The 19292-nt window shown below is 68.7% G+C and carries 12 protein-coding genes; 4 read left to right on the top strand and 8 right to left on the bottom strand.

All coding sequences use genetic code 11. The features are described 5' to 3' along the window. Positions 1-29: 29 nt before the first annotated feature. Complete coding sequence (gene betI, locus RAB70_RS14375) at positions 30-620, bottom strand: transcriptional regulator BetI (RefSeq protein WP_017913893.1); 591 nt, start codon at positions 618-620, stop codon at positions 30-32. Positions 621-788: 168 nt separating this feature from the next. Here betI and RAB70_RS14370 point away from each other — a divergent pair, with 168 nt between their 5' ends. Next, on the top strand, positions 789-2333 hold the full coding sequence (locus tag RAB70_RS14370) for a BCCT family transporter (RefSeq protein ID WP_017908730.1): 1545 nt from the start codon (positions 789-791) through the stop codon (positions 2331-2333). Positions 2334-2856: 523 nt separating this feature from the next. Here the strand turns inward: RAB70_RS14370 and acnA are convergent. Further along, the gene (gene acnA, locus RAB70_RS14365; protein ID WP_148828368.1) at positions 2857-5616 is read right to left on the bottom strand and encodes an aconitate hydratase AcnA; all 2760 of its coding nucleotides are present in this window, start codon (positions 5614-5616) and stop codon (positions 2857-2859) included. Positions 5617-5765: 149 nt separating this feature from the next. On the opposite strand from acnA, the gene RAB70_RS14360 reads away from it, so the two are divergent. The 3 genes from RAB70_RS14360 to acnB are packed head-to-tail and all read left to right on the top strand — an operon-like array spanning position 5766 to position 9077. Next, on the top strand, positions 5766-6029 hold the full coding sequence (locus RAB70_RS14360) for an AbrB/MazE/SpoVT family DNA-binding domain-containing protein (RefSeq protein ID WP_010343322.1): 264 nt from the start codon (positions 5766-5768) through the stop codon (positions 6027-6029). Beyond that, a complete protein-coding gene (locus RAB70_RS14355; RefSeq protein ID WP_017908728.1) occupies positions 6026-6433 on the top strand; it encodes a type II toxin-antitoxin system VapC family toxin in 408 nt (135 codons plus the stop codon). Before RAB70_RS14360 ends, RAB70_RS14355 begins: the two co-directional genes overlap by 4 nt. A gap of 52 nt (positions 6434-6485) precedes the next feature. Then, positions 6486-9077, top strand: coding sequence for a bifunctional aconitate hydratase 2/2-methylisocitrate dehydratase (gene acnB, locus RAB70_RS14350; protein WP_148828367.1), 2592 nt, complete (start codon positions 6486-6488; stop codon positions 9075-9077). A gap of 132 nt (positions 9078-9209) precedes the next feature. On the opposite strand, the gene RAB70_RS14345 is transcribed toward acnB, so the two are convergent. The 6 genes from RAB70_RS14345 to RAB70_RS14320 form a co-directional block, all read right to left on the bottom strand. Further along, complete coding sequence (locus RAB70_RS14345; protein WP_148828366.1) at positions 9210-11807, bottom strand: EAL domain-containing protein; 2598 nt, start codon at positions 11805-11807, stop codon at positions 9210-9212. A 4-nt stretch (positions 11808-11811) separates the two neighbouring features. After that, on the bottom strand, positions 11812-12885 hold the full coding sequence (locus RAB70_RS14340) for a chemotaxis response regulator protein-glutamate methylesterase (protein WP_026143996.1): 1074 nt from the start codon (positions 12883-12885) through the stop codon (positions 11812-11814). Further along, positions 12882-13484, bottom strand: coding sequence for a chemoreceptor glutamine deamidase CheD (cheD, locus tag RAB70_RS14335; RefSeq protein ID WP_017908723.1), 603 nt, complete (start codon positions 13482-13484; stop codon positions 12882-12884). The genes RAB70_RS14340 and cheD overlap by 4 nt, the downstream gene beginning before the upstream one ends. Then, the gene (locus RAB70_RS14330) at positions 13481-14347 is read right to left on the bottom strand and encodes a CheR family methyltransferase (RefSeq protein WP_017908722.1); all 867 of its coding nucleotides are present in this window, start codon (positions 14345-14347) and stop codon (positions 13481-13483) included. The genes cheD and RAB70_RS14330 overlap by 4 nt, the downstream gene beginning before the upstream one ends. A 97-nt stretch (positions 14348-14444) precedes the next feature. After that, positions 14445-16661, bottom strand: a complete 2217-nt coding sequence (locus RAB70_RS14325) for a methyl-accepting chemotaxis protein (RefSeq protein WP_148828365.1) — start codon at positions 16659-16661, stop codon at positions 14445-14447. A gap of 362 nt (positions 16662-17023) precedes the next feature. Continuing rightward, positions 17024-19249, bottom strand: a complete 2226-nt coding sequence (locus RAB70_RS14320; RefSeq protein ID WP_148828364.1) for a methyl-accepting chemotaxis protein — start codon at positions 19247-19249, stop codon at positions 17024-17026. Positions 19250-19292: the final 43 nt, after the last annotated feature.

Genomic DNA, 19292 nt, shown 5'->3' with positions numbered 1-19292 from the left:
GGAAAGGCGGTGGGCGCGGCAGGCGCGCGTCAGGGCGTGTCGGCCCGCAGTTGGAAGTCGATGTATTCGTAGGCGATGCGCTGCGCCTTGCCGGTATCGAAGGCGGCGCCGACCAGGCTGCCGCGCAACCACAGGCCGTCGATCATCGCGGCCAGCCCGCGCGCGGACTGGCGCGCCTGCGCCCGCGGCAGCGCCCGGTTGAACTGATGGCACAGGTTGGAGAACAGGCGCTGATCGTTGGCCCGCTGCAGCCGCGCCAGTTCCGGCTGGTGCATGCTCGCGGCCCAGAAGGTCAGCCAGACGCGCATGGCCGCGCCGTTGACCTGGCTGTCGTCGAAATTGCCATCGACGATGGCGCGCAGTTGCGCACGCGGGGTGTCCTCGGACGCGCCGCGGCAGCGCGACACCGCGGCGCGCAGATCGCGCAGGATCTGCCGCATCGCGGCATTGAGCAGGCCGTCCTTGTCGCCGAAGTAGTGGGCGACGATGCCGCTGGAAAGCCCGGCCTTCCTGGCGATGGTGGCGACGGTCGCATCGGCCATGCCGATCTCGTCGATGGTCTGGAAAGTGGCACGGATCAGCTGCTCGCGGCGGATCGGTTCCACGCCTTTCTTGGGCATCGCGGCTCCACGGTCTTCGATCCCACGGGATCGGCTGGCGGCCATTATGCTTTTTATTGATTGAACGTTCAATCAATAAACCATACGATGCACCCGCCCCCCACGCCATAGGCCCGGTTTCCGGTCCGGCCTTGCCCATGCGCCCATCCGGACCGATGAGACAACTGCATGTCTTTCCAGGCTCCTCCCAAGCGCTCGGCCCTGCGCCTGAATCGCTTCGTGTTCTTCAGCGCATCGCTGTCCATCGGCGTGCTCGGGCTGCTCACCGTGCTCTTCCCCGAGGCCAGCGAACACTGGCTGCAATGGGCGCAGGCCGGGGTGTCGGCCGGTTTCGGCTGGTGGTACATGGTGTTGATCGTGGCGTGCCTGGGGTTCGTGCTGTGGCTGGCGGCTTCGCCGTACGGGCGCATCCGCCTGGGCCGCAACGACGAAGTGCCGGCGTTCGGCTACGTGGCCTGGGTGTCGATGCTGTTTTCCGCCGGTATCGGCATCGCGCTGCTGTACTACGGTGCCTACGAGCCGCTGGATCATTTCCTGAGCCCGCCCGGACAGCCTGGCGGCACCGCGGCGGCCGCGCGCGAGGCGCTGGTGCTGACCTTTCTGCACTGGGGGCTGCACGGCTGGGCGCTGTACGCGCTGGTGGGCGTGGCGCTGGGGTATTTCGCCTATCGCCGCAACCTGCCGCTGGCGTTGCGCTCGGCATTGCAGCCGGTCTTCGGCGACCGCGTGCATGGCCGCATCGGCGACATGGTGGATGGCTTCGGCATCCTGGCCACGCTGATCTCCATGGTCACCAACCTGGGCATCGGCGCGCTGGTGCTGCAATCGGGCCTGGTCTACCTGTTCGGCCTGCCCAATACCCCGCAGGTGCTGGTGCTGATCGTGCTGGCGATGATGGCGGTGGCGACGCTGGGCGTGGTCGCAGGGGTGGAGAAGGGCATCGCCTGGCTGTCCAACCTCAATGTGCGCCTGCTGTGCGTGCTGCTGCTGTTCGTGCTGTGCACCGGGCCGACCCTGCACCTGCTGGACGGCCTGGTGCAGAACACCGGCGACTATCTGGCCGCGTTCGTGCGCAAGAGCTTCGAGATGTATCTCAACGATCGCAACGGGCGCACCTGGCTCGGCTCGTGGACGCTGTTCTATTGGGCGTGGTGGATCGCCTGGGCGCCGTTCGTGGGGCTGTTCGTCGCCCGGATCTCGCGCGGCCGCACCATTCGCGAGGTGATTCTGGGGGTGTTGCTGATCCCGCTGGGTTTCACCCTGGCGTGGTTGTCGATCTTCGGCAACACCGCGATCGATCTGGTGCTCAACCATGGCCAGGCGGTTCTGGGCCAGGTGGCGCAGCACGATGCGGCGATGACCCTGTTCAAGCTGCTGGAATATCTGCCCGCCGCGCCGTACGTGGCCGGCGCCGCGGTGGTGATCGGCTTCGTGCTGTTCCTGACCCCGGTGGATTCGGGCACCTTGATGATCGCCAACCTGTGTACGCGTCGGGTCGAGGGCGGCACGGAGGACGAGCACGATGCGCCGATCTGGCTGCGCGTGTTCTGGGCGGCGGGCATCACGGTGGCCAGCATCGGACTGCTGCTGGCCGGCAACTTCACCGCGATGCAGACCGCGGTGGTGCTGTGCGGCCTGCCGTTCTCGTTCATCCTGGTGCTGTACATGATCGGCTTGCTGCGCGCCTTGCGCAGCGACGAGGACGCGCCCTGAGCCACCGCGCAGCGCCCCCGCGCAGTCGCGGGGGCCGGGCTTCCGCTGTTGGAAGCCGCCGGGTCGGTCAGCGCGCAGCCAACTGCCGCAGCACGTACTGCAGCAGGCCGCCGTGGTGGGCGAGCCGGCACGCTTGCGAACCATTGGTTCGCGTGCCGGCGCAGCGCCCCCGCGCTGGCGCGGGGGCCGGGTTTCCGCTGCCGGAAACCGCAGGGTCGGTCAGCGCGCGGCCAACTGACGCAGCACGTACTGCAGCAGGCCGCCGTGGTGGGCGAGCCGGCGCGCTTGCGAACCACGGGTTCGCGCGCCGGCGCAGCGCCCCCGCGCAGTCGCGGGGGCCGGGCTTCCGCTGTCGGACACCCGCGGGCGGATCGGCGCGCAGGCCACTGACGCAGCACGTACTGCAGCAGGCCGCCGTGGTGGGCGAGCCGGCACGCTTGCGAACCACGGGTTCGCGCGCCGGCGCAGCGCCCCCGCGCAGTCGCGGGGGCCGGGCTTCCGCTGTCGGACACCCGCGGGCGGATCAGCGCGCAGCCAACTGCCGCAGCACGTACTGCAGCAGGCCGCCGTGGCGGAAGTACTCCACTTCCTTCGGGGTCAGCAGCATCACCGCCACCTCGAAGGACTGCGCACTGCCGTCGGCCTTGGCCGCGACGACCTTGGCGCGCTTGCTGGCGCCGTCCTGCAGGCCGGTGATCTCGAAGACTTCCGAGCCGTCCAGGCCCAGGCTCTGCGCGTTCTGGCCGTCGAGGAACTGCAGCGGCAGCACGCCCATGCCGACCAGGTTGGAGCGGTGGATGCGTTCGAAGCTCTCGGCGATCACGGCCTTGACCCCGAGCAGGTTGGTGCCCTTGGCCGCCCAGTCGCGCGAGGAGCCGGTGCCGTACTCCTTGCCGCCGATCACCACCAGCGGCACGCCGTCGGCCTTGTACTGCATCGCCGCGTCGTAGATCGCCAGCTTTTCCGGCTGGCCGCCGCCGGGCGGGTGGTACAGGGTGTTGCCGCCTTCTTCGCCGCCGAACATCAGGTTCTTGATGCGGATGTTGGCGAAGGTGCCGCGGACCATCACGTCGTCGTTGCCGCGGCGGCTGCCGTAGCTGTTGAAGTCGGCCGGCTGCACGCCGCGCTCCTGCAGGAAGCGGCCCGCCGGCGAGTCCTTCTTGATGTTGCCGGCCGGGGAGATGTGGTCGGTGGTGATCGAATCGCCGAACAGGCCCAGCACGCGCGCGCCGTGCACGTCCTCGATGCGGCCGACCTGCATGGTCATGCCGTCGAAGTAGGGCGGGTTCTTGATGTAGGTGGAGGCGCCGTCCCACGCGTACAGCTCGCCATCGGGCGAGGCGATGGTGTTCCAGCGGCTGTCGCCCTTGAACACGTCGGCGTAGTTCTGCTTGAACATCTCCGGGCCGACCGTGGCGGCGATGGTGTCGCCAATTTCCTTGTTGCTCGGCCAGATGTCGCGCAGGTACACCGGCTGGCCGTCGCGGCCGGTGCCGAGCGGGTCGCGGGTCAGGTCGATGTCGGTGGTGCCGGCGATGGCGTAGGCGACCACCAGCGGCGGCGAGGCCAGGTAGTTCATCTTCACTTCCGGGTGCACGCGGCCTTCGAAGTTGCGGTTACCCGACAGCACCGAGGCCACCACCAGGTCGTCCTTGGCGATCGCCGCGGAGACGTCCTCGGGCAGCGGGCCGGAGTTGCCGATGCAGGTGGTGCAGCCGTAGCCGACCACGTAGAAGCCGAGCTGTTCCAGGTCGCGCATGACCCCGGCCTTCTTCAGGTAGTCGGTGACCACCAGCGAACCCGGCCCGAGCGAGGTCTTGACCCACGGCTGCGCCTTCAGGCCCTTGGCCACGGCATTGCGCGCGAGCAGGCCGGCGCCGAGCATCACCGCCGGGTTGGAGGTGTTGGTGCAGGAGGTGATCGCCGCGATCACCACCGCGCCGTCGCGCAGCTGCCAGCCGGCGCCGCTGGCCTCGGCGTCCTGCGCATGCGCCGCCTGGGCGCCGACCGCAGTGCCGCCGCCGCCTTCGTTCTTGAGCCGGTCTTCCTGCACGGCATCGCTGCGGCGCTTGGCGCGCGCGTCGGCGAACGGCACCAGGCTGTCGCGGTAGTTGCGCTGCATGTCTTCCAGCAGCACACGGTCCTGCGGGCGCTTGGGACCGGCCAGCGACGGCTTGACGTCGCCCATGTCCAGTTCCAGGACGGCGCTGTATTCGGCATGCGCGCTGTCGGCGTCGTGCCACAGGCCCTGCGCCTTGGCGTAGGCCTCGACCAGCGCGATCTGCTCCTCGCTGCGCCCGGACAGGCGCAGATAGGTCAGCGATTCGGCGTCGATCGGGAAGATGCCGCAGGTGGCGCCGTACTCGGGCGCCATGTTGCCGATGGTGGCGCGGTCGGCCAGCGGCAGGTGCTGCAGGCCGTCGCCGAAGAACTCGACGAACTTGCCGACCACGCCGTGCTTGCGCAGCATCTGCGTCACCGTCAGCACCAGGTCGGTGGCGGTGGCGCCTTCGGGCAGCTTGCCGGTGAGCTTGAAGCCCACCACCTGCGGGATCAGCATCGACGAGGGCTGGCCGAGCATCGCCGCTTCCGCCTCGATGCCGCCCACGCCCCAGCCGAGCACGCCGATGCCGTTGATCATGGTGGTGTGGCTGTCGGTGCCGAACACGGTGTCCGGGTAGGCGATCGCCTCGCCGTCGCGCTCGCCGGTCATCACTACCCGCGCCAGGTGTTCCAGGTTGACCTGGTGCACGATGCCGGTGTTCGGCGGCACCACCTTGAAGTTGTCGAATGCCTTCTGGCCCCAGCGCAGGAAGCCGTAGCGTTCCTTGTTGCGCTGGAATTCAATCTTGCCGTTGAGATCCAGCGCGTCGGGCTTGCCGAACACGTCCACCTGCACCGAATGGTCGATCACCAGTTCCGAGGGGATCAGCGGGTTGATCTGCTCCGGGCGTCCGCCGAGCTTGACCACCGCATCGCGCATCGCCGCCAGGTCGACCACGCAGGGCACGCCGGTGAAGTCCTGCAGCACCACGCGCGCCGGCATGAAGGCGATCTCGGTGTCGGGTTCGGCCTTGGGATCCCACTTGGCCACTGCCTCGATGTGGTCCTTGCCCACGGTCACGCCGCCGTCTTCGTGGCGCAACAGGTTTTCCAGCAGGATCTTCAGCGAGTAGGGCAGGCGGGCGATATCGAAGCGCTCGGCGAGCTTGGGCAGGCTGTAGTAGGCGTAGCGTTGGCCGTTGACCTCGAGCGAGGCGCGGGTGGAAAAGGAATCGCTCATCACGGAACTCCTATGGCGTCGCGGCTGTAGGGACTGCGGTCATTCTGACCGATTCAGTGTGTATGGCAGGTGTGACCGGCGCTGTATGCGGGCTTGAGTATGACGCTTCAAGTATGTAAAATTCGTACATACCTTGTGGAGCCCGCCCGATGGAAGCCACTGTCGCCGAACGCGGTCAGATCACCCTGCCGAAGGCCGTGCGCGATGCGCTGGGCCTGAGCAAGGGCACCATCCTGAAGGTGGAACTGGATGGCGGCCGGATCATCCTGCGCAAGAGCGTGGACGATGCCATCTCGCGCGCCCGCGGCCGCTTCAAGCTCGACGGCTTCGCCAGCACCGACGAGGCGATGCGCGCCATCCGCGGCCGTGCCCCGGGCGATCCGTTCGAACCCGAGCCCGACGCCGGCGCATGATCGCCATCGACTCGTCCGTGCTGGTGGACCTGCTGGCCGACGGCCCGCAGGCCGACGCCACCGAAGCCTGCCTGCGCCAGTGCCTGAGCACCGGCCCGGTGGTGGTCTGCGACATCGTCCTGGCCGAAGTCTGCAGCGCGCTGCGCGACGGCGCCGAGGCCTTGTCGGTGCTGGAGGACATGAGCATCCGCTTCAGCGCGCTGGAGGCCAAGTCGGCCTTGCGCGCCGGCGAGATGCAGCGCCGCTTCCGCGCCCGTGGCGGCAAGCGCGAGCGGGTGGTGGCCGATTTCCTGATCGGTGCGCATGCGCTGCTGCAATGCGATGGCCTGATCACCCACGACGACCGCTTTTTTCGCGATTACTTCAAAGGCCTGAAGATCATCGTCCCCAAGCCTGCCGGCTGACGCCGCGCCGCCGCTGCCGCACATCCCCACCGTATTTTTCCGGAGAACCCGCATGTTGGAAGCCTATCGCCACCACGTTGCAGAGCGCGCCGCGCTCGGAATCCCGCCGCTGCCGCTGAGCGCGCAGCAGACCGCGCAGGTCATCGAGCTGCTGAAGAACCCGCCGGCCGGCGAGGAGCAGTTCCTGGTCGAACTGCTGAGCCACCGCGTGCCCGCCGGCGTCGACGACGCCGCCAAGGTCAAGGCCTCGTACCTGGCCGCGGTCGCCTTCGGCAGCGAGAAGACCCCGCTGATCACGCCCACCCGCGCCACCGAACTGCTGGGCACCATGCTCGGCGGCTACAACATCCATCCGCTGGTCGAACTGCTGGACAACCCGGAACTGGGCGCGGTCGCCGCCGAGGGTCTCAAGCACACCCTGCTGATCTTCGACGCCTTCCACGACGTGCAGGAGAAGGCCGAGGCCGGCAACGCGCACGCCAAGGCGGTGCTGCAGAGCTGGGCCGAGGCCGAGTGGTTCACCAGCAAGCCGGAAGTGCCGCAGAGCCTGACCATCACCGTGTTCAAGGTGCCGGGCGAGACCAACACCGACGACCTGTCGCCGGCGCCGGACGCCACCACCCGCCCGGACATCCCGCTGCACGCGCTGGCGATGCTCAAGAACAAGCGCGACGGCGCCCCGTTCGAGCCGGAAGAAGACGGCAAGCGCGGCCCGATCCAGGCCATCGCCGACCTCAAGGGCAAGGGCCACCTGGTCGCCTACGTCGGCGACGTGGTCGGTACCGGTTCTTCGCGCAAGTCGGCGACCAACTCGGTGCTGTGGTGGACCGGCGAGGACATCCCGTACATCCCCAACAAGCGTTTCGGCGGCGTGTGCCTGGGTTCGAAGATCGCGCCGATCTTCTACAACACCATGGAAGACGCCGGCGCGCTGCCGATCGAGCTGGACGTGTCGCAGATGGAGCACGGCGATGTGGTCGAACTGCGTCCGTACGAGGGCAAGGCGCTGAAGAACGGGCAGGTGATCGCCGAGTTCGCGATGAAGTCGGACGTGCTGTTCGACGAAGTGCGCGCCGGCGGCCGCATCCCGCTGATCGTCGGCCGTGGCCTCACCGCCAAGGCGCGCGAGTTCCTGGGCCTGCCGGCCTCGACCCTGTTCCGCCTGCCGATGGACCCGCCGGACACCGGCAAGGGCTTCTCGCTGGCGCAGAAGATGGTCGGCCGCGCCTGTGGGCTGCCGGAAGGCCAGGGCATGCGCCCGGGCACCTACTGCGAACCGAAGATGACCTCGGTCGGCTCGCAGGACACCACCGGCCCGATGACCCGCGACGAGCTGAAGGATCTGGCCTGCCTGGGCTTCTCCGCCGACCTGGTGATGCAGTCGTTCTGCCACACCGCGGCGTATCCGAAGCCGGTGGACGTCAAGACCCACCACACCCTGCCGGAGTTCATCTCCACCCGCGGCGGCGTGTCGCTGCGTCCGGGCGACGGCGTGATCCACAGCTGGCTCAACCGCATGCTGCTGCCCGACACCGTCGGCACCGGCGGTGACTCGCACACCCGCTTCCCGATCGGCATCTCGTTCCCGGCCGGTTCCGGCCTGGTCGCCTTCGCCGCCGCCACCGGCGTCATGCCGCTGGACATGCCCGAGAGCGTGCTGGTGCGCTTCAAGGGGCAGATGCAGCCGGGCGTGACCCTGCGCGATCTGGTCAACGCGATCCCGCTGTATGCGATCAAGCAGGGCCTGCTGACCGTGGCCAAGCAGGGCAAGAAGAACATCTTCTCCGGCCGCATCCTGGAGATCGAAGGCCTGCCGGAGCTGAAGGTGGAGCAGGCGTTCGAACTGTCCGACGCCTCCGCCGAGCGGTCGGCCGCCGGCTGCACGGTGCGCCTGAACAAGGAGCCGATCGTCGAGTACCTGACCAGCAACATCACCCTGCTGAAGTGGATGATCGCCGAAGGCTATGCCGACGCGCGTTCGCTGGCGCGGCGGATCAAGAAGATGGAGGAGTGGCTGGCCGACCCGCAACTGCTCGAGCCCGATGCCGACGCCGAGTACGCGGCGGTGATCGAGATCGACCTGGCCGACATCCACGAGCCGATCGTGGCCTGCCCGAACGACCCGGACGACGTGAAGACCCTGTCCGACGTCGCCGGTGCGGCGATCGACGAAGTGTTCATCGGCTCGTGCATGACCAACATCGGCCACTTCCGTGCCGCGGCCAAGCTGCTGGAAGGCAAGCGCGACATCCCGACCCGCCTGTGGGTCGCGCCGCCGACCAAGATGGACGCCTCGGAGCTGACCAAGGAAGGCCACTACGGCACCTTCGGCGCCGCCGGCGCGCGCATGGAAATGCCGGGCTGCTCGCTGTGCATGGGCAACCAGGCGCAGGCGCGCGAGGGCGCCACGGTGTTCTCGACCTCCACCCGCAACTTCCCCAACCGCCTGGGCCGCAACACCAACGTGTACCTGGGCTCGGCGGAACTGGCGGCGATCTGCTCGCGCCTGGGCCGCATCCCGACCAAGGACGAGTACATGGCCGACGTGGGCGTGATCAAGACCAGTGGCGAACAGATCTATCGCTACATGAACTTCGATCAGATCCAGGACTACCAGGACGTGGCCGCGACGGTCGCGGCCTGATCGCCCCGGCGATGCGCTGACGCGACGTGCCGCCGATGCGGCACGGTCGCAACGAAGAAGCCCGGCACTGCCGGGCTTTTTCGTTGGTGGTGCCTGCGCTGCGTACGACGGTGGGTTCGCCGCCTGCTTGCGCTAGGCCTGTGGTGCGAGCGCTCGCCCTTGCAGCCAGTGTTCCAGCGCCGCCGCCGGCAGCGCCGGCGCGAACAGGAAGCCCTGCAGCACGCGGCAGCCCAGCCGCGCCAGGAACGCGCGTTGCGCTTCGGTTTCCACGCCCTCGGCGACCGTGTGCATGCCCAGGGTCTCGCCGATCCGCAGCACCGAGGTGGTCAGTGCCCGCGAAGTCTGGCAGTGCTCCAGGTCGCTGACGAAGCTCATGTCCAGCTTGAGCTCGTTGACCGGCAATTGGTGCAGATGGCTGAGGCTGGAATAGCCGGTGCCGAAGTCGTCCAGCGACAACAGCACGCCGCTGGCCTGCAATTGGCGCAGGTTGGCCAGCACCGCGTTGGTGTTGGAGAGCATGACGCTCTCGGTCATTTCCAGTGCCAGGTCGGCCGGTTGCAGGCCGGACGCGGCGAGCAGGGCTTCCACCCGCATGGGCAATTCGGGGTCGGCGAAGTTGTTCGCCGACAGGTTCACCGCCACGCGCGGCACCGCGATGCCGCGCAGACGCCAGTCGGCCATCTGCCGGCAGGCTTCGCGCAAGACCCACTGCCCGAGTTCGTCGATCAACCCGCATTCTTCGGCCATCGGCACGAACCGCGCCGGCGAGATCGCGCCGAGATTGGGATGTTCCCAGCGCAGCAGCGCCTCCACGCCGTACAGCGCGTGCGGTGCCTGGCTGTCCAGTTGCGGCTGGTAGTGCAGTTGCAGTTTGTCGCGATGCAGGGCGTCGCGCAGCGCGGTCTCCATCGCCACGCGTTCCTGCGCCATGCGGTTCATGTCGGAACTGAAGTAGCACACGCTGTCGCCGCCCTCGCGCTTGGCCCGGAACATGGCCAGGTCGGCATGGCGCAGCAAGGTCTCGATGTCGCGGCCGTCGTCGGGGAACATGGCCACGCCGATGCTGGCGCTGGGGTGCAGGGTCACCTGGCCGACCACCAGCGGCTCGGCCAGCGCCAGCAGCAGGCGTTCGGCGACGCCGGCGGCCTGCTCGACGCTGCAGTTCGGCAGCATCAGGACGAACTCGTCTCCGGCCTGGCGACCGACCAAATCGGTCAGGCCCAGGGTGTCGCCGATGCGCCGGGCGATGTCGCGCAGCAGGCCGTCGCCGGCGGCATGGCCCTGGGTCTCGTTGATGCGCTTGAAGCGGTCGAGGTCCACGAACAGGATCGCCACCGGTGCGCCCTGATGCTCGGCGGCGGCCAGCGCCTGCTCGGCGCGGGCGCTGAACATCACCCGGTTGGGCAGGCCGGTGAGCGAGTCGTAGAAGGCGAGCTGGTGCACGCGTGCCCTGGTCTGCTCGCGTTCCAGCGCCAAGGCGCACAGATGCACGCAGAGCTCGATCAGACGCAGGTGCCAGGCCAATGGCTCGCGCACCTGCCGATAGCACAGCGCGAAGCTGCCGAGGACGCGACCGCTGCTGGACTTGATCGGGGTGGCCACGCAGGTGCCCAACTGCACATGCTGCACCAGCCCCAGGTAGTCGGCGAACAGCGGGTCGGTGTGCGGGTCGAGGACCAGTACCTGCTTGCCGCGCCAGATCGAGGTGGCAAGGGCGCCGGCACGCGGTCCGGCGCGCATGTTGTTCATGGTCTCGCCGAACCGCGCCGGCATGCTCGGCGCCGCCAGCGGCTGCAGGCAGCCGCTGCCGTCCACACTCACGATCGCGGCCATCAGTTCCGGCGCGATGCGCTCGACCTCCTTGCAGATCAGCGTGGCGACCTCGATCAGCGGCTGTTCGCGGACCAGCGCATCCAGCACGTTCTTGTGCAGCACCTCGTGCATCTTGCTCTGGGTGATGTCGGTGAACGAGAGGATGTAGTGCTGTTGGCTGCCATCCTCGCTGGCGATGGGGGTGGCCACCAGGGTGGCCCACAGCGGCGTGCCATCCTTGCGATAGGCCAGGATGTCGGCCTGGTGGCCGAGACCGGCGCGCACGCGCTCGCGGGTCTGCTGCACGGTCTGCAGGTCGGTGCCGGGGCCGGTCAGCACGGTGCTGGGCAGGCGTCCCAGCACTTCGCTCTCGGCGTAGCCGAACACCTGGCTGAAGCCGGCGTTGACATAGAGGGTGTTCAATTCCGGATCGCAGACGACGATGGCGTTGTCGCTGGAGTCCAACGCCAGCGACAGCAGCCGCATCCTGGCGTCGCGGGCGCGCTCGGCGCTGATGTCGCGCACGAACAGCACCTGCAATTGGCTGTAGTGCTGCGGTGCCCGCGCCGCGCTCACCGCCAGCCAGCGCGCTGCGCCATCGTAGTCGCGCAACAGCAGCTCGTAGCTGCCGCTGCCGCCGTCGCGCAGACACTGCGCGAGGAAGTCTTCGCGCACGTCGGCATCGGCCAACTCGCCGAGCGGACGCCCCAGCACCTGCGCGCGGGGACGGTTCCACAGCGCCTCGGCGGTGTGGTTGAAGGCAACCACACGCGCCTGCGGATCGACGATCAGCACGCCTTCCGGTGCGTATTGCAGGCAGAGCAGCAGGTCCAGTTCGGAACGCGCCGATGCCACCCGCGCCGCCTCCACGCTGACGTCGCTGGGCACGCTCGACGTTGTGACGCGGCGGCCCGGCATGGTGTCAGCGCGCCTGCACGGACAAGGCGATCAGGCGCTCGGCGATCTTGTCCAGCGGCAAGACCTCCTGCGCCGCGCCCAGGCGGAAGGCGGTGCCGGGCATGCCCCAGACCACGCTGGTGGCCTCGTCCTGGACCAGGGTGCTGGCCCCGGCCTGCAGCATTTCCAACAGGCCGCGCGCGCCGTCGTCGCCCATGCCGGTGAGGATCGCGCCGATGGCGTTGGCGCCGGCATTGCGTGCCACCGACTGGAACAGCACGTCCACCGCCGGCTTGTGCCGGTTGACCGGCGGACCGTCGTCGATCTTGCAGCGCCAGCGCGCACCGTCGCGGATCACCTGCAGGTGTTTGCCGCCGGGCGGCAGGTAGGCGTGGCCGGGCAGGATCGCTTCGCCTTCGGTCGCTTCGCGCACGGCCATGGCCGAGTGCCGGTTGAGGCGGTCGGCGAAGGCGGTGCTGAAGCCGGCCGGCAGGTGCTGGGTCATGACCACCGCAGGCGCATCGGCCGGCATGCCTTCCAGCACCACGCGCAGCGCTTCGGTGCCGCCGGCGGAGGCGCCGATGGCGATCAGCCGGTCGGTGGTGCGGAACTTCAGCGAGGACACCGCGGCGGGCGTGGCGGTGGCGCCGGCCGGTTTCGGCGCGGCCGGCCGGTCCAGGGCGCGGACCTTGGCCTTGGACGCGTTCTTGACCTTGGCGATGATCTCTTCGGCGTACTCCTCCAGCCCGCGGGCCACGTCGAGCTTGGGCTTGGAGACGAAGTCGACCGCGCCCAGCGACAGCGCCTGCAGGGTGGTGTCGGCGCCGCGCTCGGTCAGCGAGGAGATCATCACCACCGGCGTGGGCCGCAGCCGCATCAGGTTTTCCAGGAACGCCAGCCCGTCCATGCGCGGCATTTCCACGTCCAGGGTGATCACGTCCGGATTCAGACGCTTGATCTTCTCGCGCGCCAGCAGCGGGTCGGCGGCCGAGCCGACCACTTCCACGCCGGGCGCGCCCGACAGGATTTCGGTAAGGATCTGTCGCACGACCGCCGAGTCGTCGACGATCAGCACGCGGCAAGGGGCTTCCAGGCTCATTCGAACAACTCCACGGCACCGGTGACGGGGGCTTTGGCGAGACGGGCGCGCACCGCCGACTCGGCCGCGGCGATTTCGGCTTCCTCGTGCGCGTGCGGCAGGCGCTGCACGACCACGCGGCCGGTAGCGGGGAAGAACCAGATCTTGCGCGGATGGATGCCGCGCAGATCCTCGGCCACCACCGGGATATGTTCGGCCTTGAGGTAGTTCAGCACGAAGTCGGCGTTGCGCGTGCCGACCGGATTGTTGGTGAAGCCCTTGAGCACGTTGCCGCCGCCGAACACCTTGGCTTCCAGGCGGTTGCGGGCGGCGCCGCGCTTGAGCAGGTCGTTGATCAGCACTTCCATCGCGTAGCTGCCGTAGCGGGCCGGCGCGCCGTCGCCGCTCTGGCCGTCGGGCAGCATGAAGTGGTTCATGCCGCCGATCTTCAGCAGCGGGTCGCGGATGCAGGCGGCCACGCACGAGCCCAGGATGGTGGTCAGCGCGGTGTCGTCGTCCACCACCAGGTACTGGGTCGGCAACAGCTTGGCCGCCATCGTCTGGAAGCGCGTGTCGTGATAGCGCATCACCTGGTCCAGGGCCATGGCCGCGGCGCTCATGCGCGATCCTTCTGCGCCCGGCGATACAGCGTGCGGCCGCAGGGCTGGATCAGGTCGGCCGCATGCAGATAGTTCTCCGAATGGCCGGTGTAGAGCATGCCGTCGTCGTCCAGGTGCGGAATCAGCCGCGACAGGATGCCGCGCTGGGTGGGTTTGTCGAAATAGATCATCACGTTGCGGCAGAACAGCGCCAGGTACGGGCCGGCGACGTCGTAGCGCGGTTCCAGCAGGTTGAGCTGGCGGAACTCGAGCAGGTCGCGCAGCGCCGGCAGCACCCGGCAGTGGCCTTCGTTGGCGCCGCTGCCGCGCTGGAAATACTTGCGCTTGAGGGCGGGATCGAGGCTGGCGACGCGTTCCAGCGCGTAGACGCCGCGCGAGGCGGTGGCCAGCACCTGGGTGTCGACGTCGGTGGCCAGGATCCGCACCGGCGGGGTCAGCGTGCCGAACGCTTCGCAGGCGGTGATCGCCAGCGAGTAGGGCTCCTCGCCGGTGGACGAGGCGCAGGACCAGATCTTCAGCGGCGCCGCGCCGGAGTGCTTCTGCAACTCTTCGCGCAGCCGCTCGAAATGGTGCGGCTCGCGGAAGAACGAGGTCAGGTTGGTGGTCAGCGCATTGGTGAACGCCTCCCATTCGTCGCCGCCTTCGCGCTCCAGCCAGTCCAGGTAGTCGCGGAACGAGCGCAGGCCCAGCACGCGCAGGCGTCGCGACAGCCGGCCGTAGACCATGTCGCGCTTGGCCGGGGCCAGGGCGATGCCGGCCTTCTGGTAGATCAGGTCGCAGACCCGCTTGAAATCGCGGTCGCTGAAGTCGAAGTCGCGATTGTCGGAACCGGAGGAGGGCGAAGCGGGAGTCTGGATGGCCATGGTGCGCAGCGATGGTCGGTCAATCGGGTTATCGGCCGGGAACGGACGAAATTGACAGCCGGCAGTCAGGAAAGAGCGCCGGCGGTGGCGTGCGGGCTCAGAATTCCTGCCACTGGGCCTCGCTGGCGGGGCGCGGGCGCGCCGCCGCCGCACGGGGCCTGGCGCGGGCCGGGGTCGGCGCGGCTTGCGCAGTCGGCGCGTTGGCGGCCACGCCGTGGTAGGTGTCCAGCTTGAAAGCGGCGATGGCCGCGCCCAACTGGCCGGCCTGTTCCTCCATCGAGCGCGCCGCGGCGGTGGCTTCTTCCACCAGCGCGGCGTTCTGCTGGGTGGTCTCGTCCATCTGCACCACGGTCTGATTGACCTGCTCGATGCCGGCGGACTGCTCCTGCGAGGCGGCGGCGATCTCGCCCATGATGTCGGTGACGCGGCGCACCGAGGTCACGATCTCGCTCATGGTGCGGCCCGCCTGGTCGACCAGGGCCGAGCCTTCGGCGACGCGGCCCACCGACTCGTCGATCAGCGTCTTGATCTCCTTGGCGGCATTGGCCGAACGCTGGGCGAGGGTGCGCACCTCGGTGGCGACCACGGCGAAGCCGCGGCCCTGATCGCCGGCGCGCGCGGCCTCGACGGCCGCGTTCAGTGCCAGGATGTTGGTCTGGAAGGCGATGCCGTCGATCACGCCGATGATGTCGGCGATCTTCTTCGACGAGGCCTCGATCCCGTTCATGGTGGTGACCACGTGGCCGACCACGTCGCCGCCCTGCGAGGCCACCGCGGCCGCCCCGGCCGCAAGCTGGTTGGCCTGGCGTGCGTACTCGGCATTCTGCTTGACCGTGGAGGTCAGCTCTTCCATCGAGGCGGCGGTGCGCTCCAGGCTGGCCGCCTGCTGTTCGGTGCGGCGCGACAGGTCGCCGTTGCCGCTGGCGATCTCGGTGGAGGCGACATTGATGTTGGCGGCCGCGGCATGGATGCGGCCGACGATCGCCGCCAGCTGTGCGGCGGTGGCGTTGGCGTCGTCGCGCATGCGACCGAACACGCCATGGAACTCGCCGTGCATGCGCGCGGTCAGGTCGCCGGCGGCGATGGCCCGCAGCAGCGTGGACAGCTCGCCCAGGTTGCGGTCGCTGACCTCCATCATCGCGTTGAGATCCTGCACCATCACCCGGAACCCGTACTGGAAGCGTTCCGGGTCGCCGCGCGTGCCGAAGGCGCCGGCCGCGGCCGCCTCCGCCAGCTGCTTGATCTGCTCGCTCATCGCGGTCAGGTTCTGCTTGGCCATGTCCATGGTTTCGGTGAGCACGGCTTTTTCGCCGGGCAGGCGGTCCATGTCCTCGGACAGGTCGCCGATCGCATAGCGCTGGATGATCTGCAGCAGGCGCATCTTCACCGCGATGTGCGAGGCCACCAGTTCGTTGGTGCCCTTGACCATCTGCCCGTACTCGCCGGGGAAGGCGTTCTCGTCCATGCGGTAGCTGATGGTGCCGCACGCGTGCTGCCGGGCCATCTCCTCCTGGGCGCGGATCACGCTGTGGATGCGCGAGCGCATGATCAGCATGTCGTCCATCAGCTCGCCGATCTCGTCCTTGCCGTGCGGATAGGTGGCGCCCTCCAGTTCGCCGCGTGCCACCGCCTGCGACAGGCGCTTGGCCGCGTGCAGTTGGCGCGCCATCCCGCGCGCGATCAGCCAGGCGGTGACGCTGGCGAACAGCACGGCCAGCCCGAGCAGCGTCACGATCAGGGTCTTGGTGTTGGCCAACTGGCTGTCGGCGCGCTCCATCTCCCGGTTCAGTTCGGCGACGTTGTACTGGGTCAGCGCCACGATGCGCTCGAACAGGGTCCGGCGCAGCGTCCGCGACTGGGTGTCGGAGATCTTCTGTGCGCCGGCCACGTCGCCGGCGCGCAGCGCCGCGCCCATCTCGGTGTTGGCCTGCAGGTAGGCCTTCAGCGTCTCCTGCACGCCGGCGTACATCTGCACCTGCTTCTGGTCGCGCATCATCGCGGCGATGACCTGCTGGTTCTTCGCCACCTCCGTGCGCACCTTCTGCATGCGCTTGAAGTAGTCGGCCTGGGCCTGGGGATCGCCGGCGCGCGACAGTTGCGCCAGTTCGTAGGTACGGAATTCGCCCAGTTGCGCGCGCACCTCGGCCAGTGCCTGGGTCGCCGGCACCCAATCGTGCTGGATGTGCGTGAGCTCGGCGATGGACAGGTTGGTCCGGGAGTAGGTAAAGCCTCCCAGCACGACCGTCAGCAGCGTGGTCACGGCGAAGGCGAAGATCAGCTTGTCGCGGATTTTCAGGTGCGCGAGTACGTTCATGGGCATTCCATGTGCAGCAGTGGGTTGAAAAAAGGCAGGGCGGCCGGCAGTCAGCCGGCGGAGACCAAGCGGGGCGAGGGCAGCGCCGCGCCAGTGGAGGCGCGCGCAGGCGGGCGGGAACCCATGCCGAACAGGGGCGCGCGTGCGGCGCCGCGGCGCCGCGTCGGGAGGGTGGACGATGGCGGATGTCGGCGGCTGGGCATCACGTGCTCCCTGAACGGTCGCGGTGGTGATCCGGCGATGACGGGCGCGGACCACGAAGCGTGATCCTGATATCGACTAGCGCGGCGATAGCTTGAACCGCGCCGTGGTGCGAATCGGCGTGTGGTGCGTGATTGTGTCTATCGCAACGGTATGGCCGCTCAATCGGCCTCGATGGTCGGGACTGCCGTGCGCACCAGCCGCAGCGGCGCCTGCCGCGCCGCACCGCGTGCGGGGGCCGCGGGCGTGGGGCCTGCGCCGCCGTTCGCGCCGGCCTGCGCCGGGTCCAGCCGGAACACCGCCGCCGCCTCGCCGAGCCGGCGGCCCTGGTCTTCCAGCGCCCGCGCCGAGGCGCTGGCTTCCTCGACCACGGCGACGTTCTGCTGGATCGCCTGGTCCATCTGCGCCACGGTGCGGCTGACCTGCTCGATGCCCATCGACTGTTCCTGCGAGGCGGCGGCGATCTCGCCGATGATGTCGGTCACCCGCTGCACCGAGGCGACGATCTCCTGCATGGTGCGACCGGCCTGGTCGACCAGGGCCGAACCCTCGCTCACACGGCCGACCGAGTCGTCGATCAGCGCCTTGATCTCCTTGGCGGCGTTGGCCGAGCGCTGGGCGAGGGTGCGCACCTCGGTGGCGACCACGGCGAAGCCGCGGCCCTGTTCGCCGGCGCGGGCGGCTTCCACCGCGGCATTGAGTGCCAGGATGTTGGTCTGGAAGGCGATGCCGTCGATCACGCCGATGATGTCGGCGATCTTCTTCGACGAGGCCTCGATGCCGTTCATGGTGGTGACCACCTGGCCGACCACCTGGCCGCCCTGCGAGGCCACCGCGGCCGCGCCGGTGGCGAGCTGGTTGGCCTGGCGGGCGTGCTCGGCGTTCTGCTTGACCGTGGAGGTCAGCTCCTCCATCGAGGCCGCTGTCTCTTCCAGGTTGGCCGCCTGTTGTTCGGTGCGGCGCGACAGGTCGTCGTTGCCGGCGGCCAGTTCGGTGGTGGCGCCGTGGATGCTGCGCGCCGCGGTCTGGATGCGGCCGACGATGTCGGCGAGCTGGTCGGCGGTGGTATTGGCATCTTCGCGCATCCGCGCGAACACGCCGTGGAAGTCGCCGTGCATGCGCGCGCTCAGGTCGCCGGCGGCGATGGCCTGCAGCAGCGTCGACAGCTTGCCCAGGTTGCGGTCGCTGACCTCCATCATCGCGTTGAGGTCCTGCACCATCAGCCGGAAGTCGTGCTGGAACCGCCCGGCGTCGCCGCGCACGCTGAAGTCGCCGGCGGCGGCGGCTGCGGCCAGGCGCTTGATCTCGGTGTTGATCGCCAGCAGGCTGGCCTTGGCCGCGTCCATCGACTCGTGCAGGACCGCGCGGCTACCGGGCAGGCGGCGGGCGTCGCGGCGCAGGTCGCCGTTGGCGTACTCGTTGAGCACCGCGATGGCGTCGACGATCGCGTCCAGGTGCTCGAACATCATGCGGTTGATGCTCGCAGCCAGGTCGCCGTACACGCCGGGGAAATCCTCCGGCATGCGGTGGGACATGTCCTTGTCGGCGTGCAGCACGGCCATCCGTGCGGTCTCGCTGGAGAAGCGTTCCAGCATCCGGATCATCTCGCCGGTGGCGCGCAGCATCTCGCCGGTCTCGTCGCGGCCGGGATTGTCGATGCGCACGCTGAGGTCGCCGCGCGACACCGCGCGGATCGCCTCGAGGCTGCGCGATACCGGTCGCAGCACCGAACTGCCGATCAGCCAGTTGATGCCGAAGGTGAGCAGCACCAGGATGCCGCCGGCCAGGGTCATCACCCCGGTGAAGACCAGCGCCTGCGCCTGCACGTCGTCCATATACACGCCGGTGCCGATCACCCAGTGCCAGGGCGCGAACGCGGCGTTGTAGGAGATTTTTTCGACCGGCTTGTCGCTGCCGGGCTTGGGCCACAGGTAGTCGACATAGCCGCCGCCGGCCTCGGCCACCTTCACGAACTCGCGGAAGATCGGCTTGCCGTCGGCACTGAGCACCTGGCCGATGTCCTTGCCGACCAGGTCGTGGCGGGTGGGGTGCATCAGCATGGTCGGGTGCAGGTCGTGCACGTAGAAGTAGTCCACGCCGTCGCGGGCGCGCATCGATTCCAGGGTGCGCAGGGCGGTGCGCTGCGCCTCGGCCAGCGGCATGCTGCCCTTGTCCACCTCGGCCGCATAGGCGCGCACCACGCCCAGCGCCAGCTCGATCTGGCTCTTCAGTGCCTGCTCGCGCGTGTTGCGGATGTCCAGGTACTGCATGCGCGCGGCAATCACCGCCAGCAGGACGATGCCGGCACCCAGCAACAAGGTCTGCCAGAGGAACTTGCGGCGCAGCGGCAGATCCGAGAGGCGGGTGAGCAACGAGCGAGACGACATCGACCTGATCCTTGGAAAGGTTCCCAAAGGTTTTAACGGCTCC

Origin of the sequence: Xanthomonas sontii (genome assembly GCF_040529055.1) — a bacterium.
GTDB lineage: Bacteria > Pseudomonadota > Gammaproteobacteria > Xanthomonadales > Xanthomonadaceae > Xanthomonas_A > Xanthomonas_A sontii.
The sequence above is the reverse complement of the archived record's forward strand: the minus strand, read 5'-3'. Positions and strand labels throughout refer to the sequence as shown.

Coding starts and splice junctions, on each gene's coding strand:
- betI (WP_017913893.1), bottom strand. CDS start 620: ATGCCCAAGAAAGGCGTGGAACCGATCCGCCGCGAGCAGCTGATCCGT.
- RAB70_RS14370 (WP_017908730.1), top strand. CDS start 789: ATGTCTTTCCAGGCTCCTCCCAAGCGCTCGGCCCTGCGCCTGAATCGC.
- acnA (WP_148828368.1), bottom strand. CDS start 5,616: ATGAGCGATTCCTTTTCCACCCGCGCCTCGCTCGAGGTCAACGGCCAA.
- RAB70_RS14360 (WP_010343322.1), top strand. CDS start 5,766: ATGGAAGCCACTGTCGCCGAACGCGGTCAGATCACCCTGCCGAAGGCC.
- RAB70_RS14355 (WP_017908728.1), top strand. CDS start 6,026: ATGATCGCCATCGACTCGTCCGTGCTGGTGGACCTGCTGGCCGACGGC.
- acnB (WP_148828367.1), top strand. CDS start 6,486: ATGTTGGAAGCCTATCGCCACCACGTTGCAGAGCGCGCCGCGCTCGGA.
- RAB70_RS14345 (WP_148828366.1), bottom strand. CDS start 11,807: ATGCCGGGCCGCCGCGTCACAACGTCGAGCGTGCCCAGCGACGTCAGC.
- RAB70_RS14340 (WP_026143996.1), bottom strand. CDS start 12,885: ATGAGCCTGGAAGCCCCTTGCCGCGTGCTGATCGTCGACGACTCGGCG.
- cheD (WP_017908723.1), bottom strand. CDS start 13,484: ATGAGCGCCGCGGCCATGGCCCTGGACCAGGTGATGCGCTATCACGAC.
- RAB70_RS14330 (WP_017908722.1), bottom strand. CDS start 14,347: ATGGCCATCCAGACTCCCGCTTCGCCCTCCTCCGGTTCCGACAATCGC.
- RAB70_RS14325 (WP_148828365.1), bottom strand. CDS start 16,661: ATGAACGTACTCGCGCACCTGAAAATCCGCGACAAGCTGATCTTCGCC.
- RAB70_RS14320 (WP_148828364.1), bottom strand. CDS start 19,249: ATGTCGTCTCGCTCGTTGCTCACCCGCCTCTCGGATCTGCCGCTGCGC.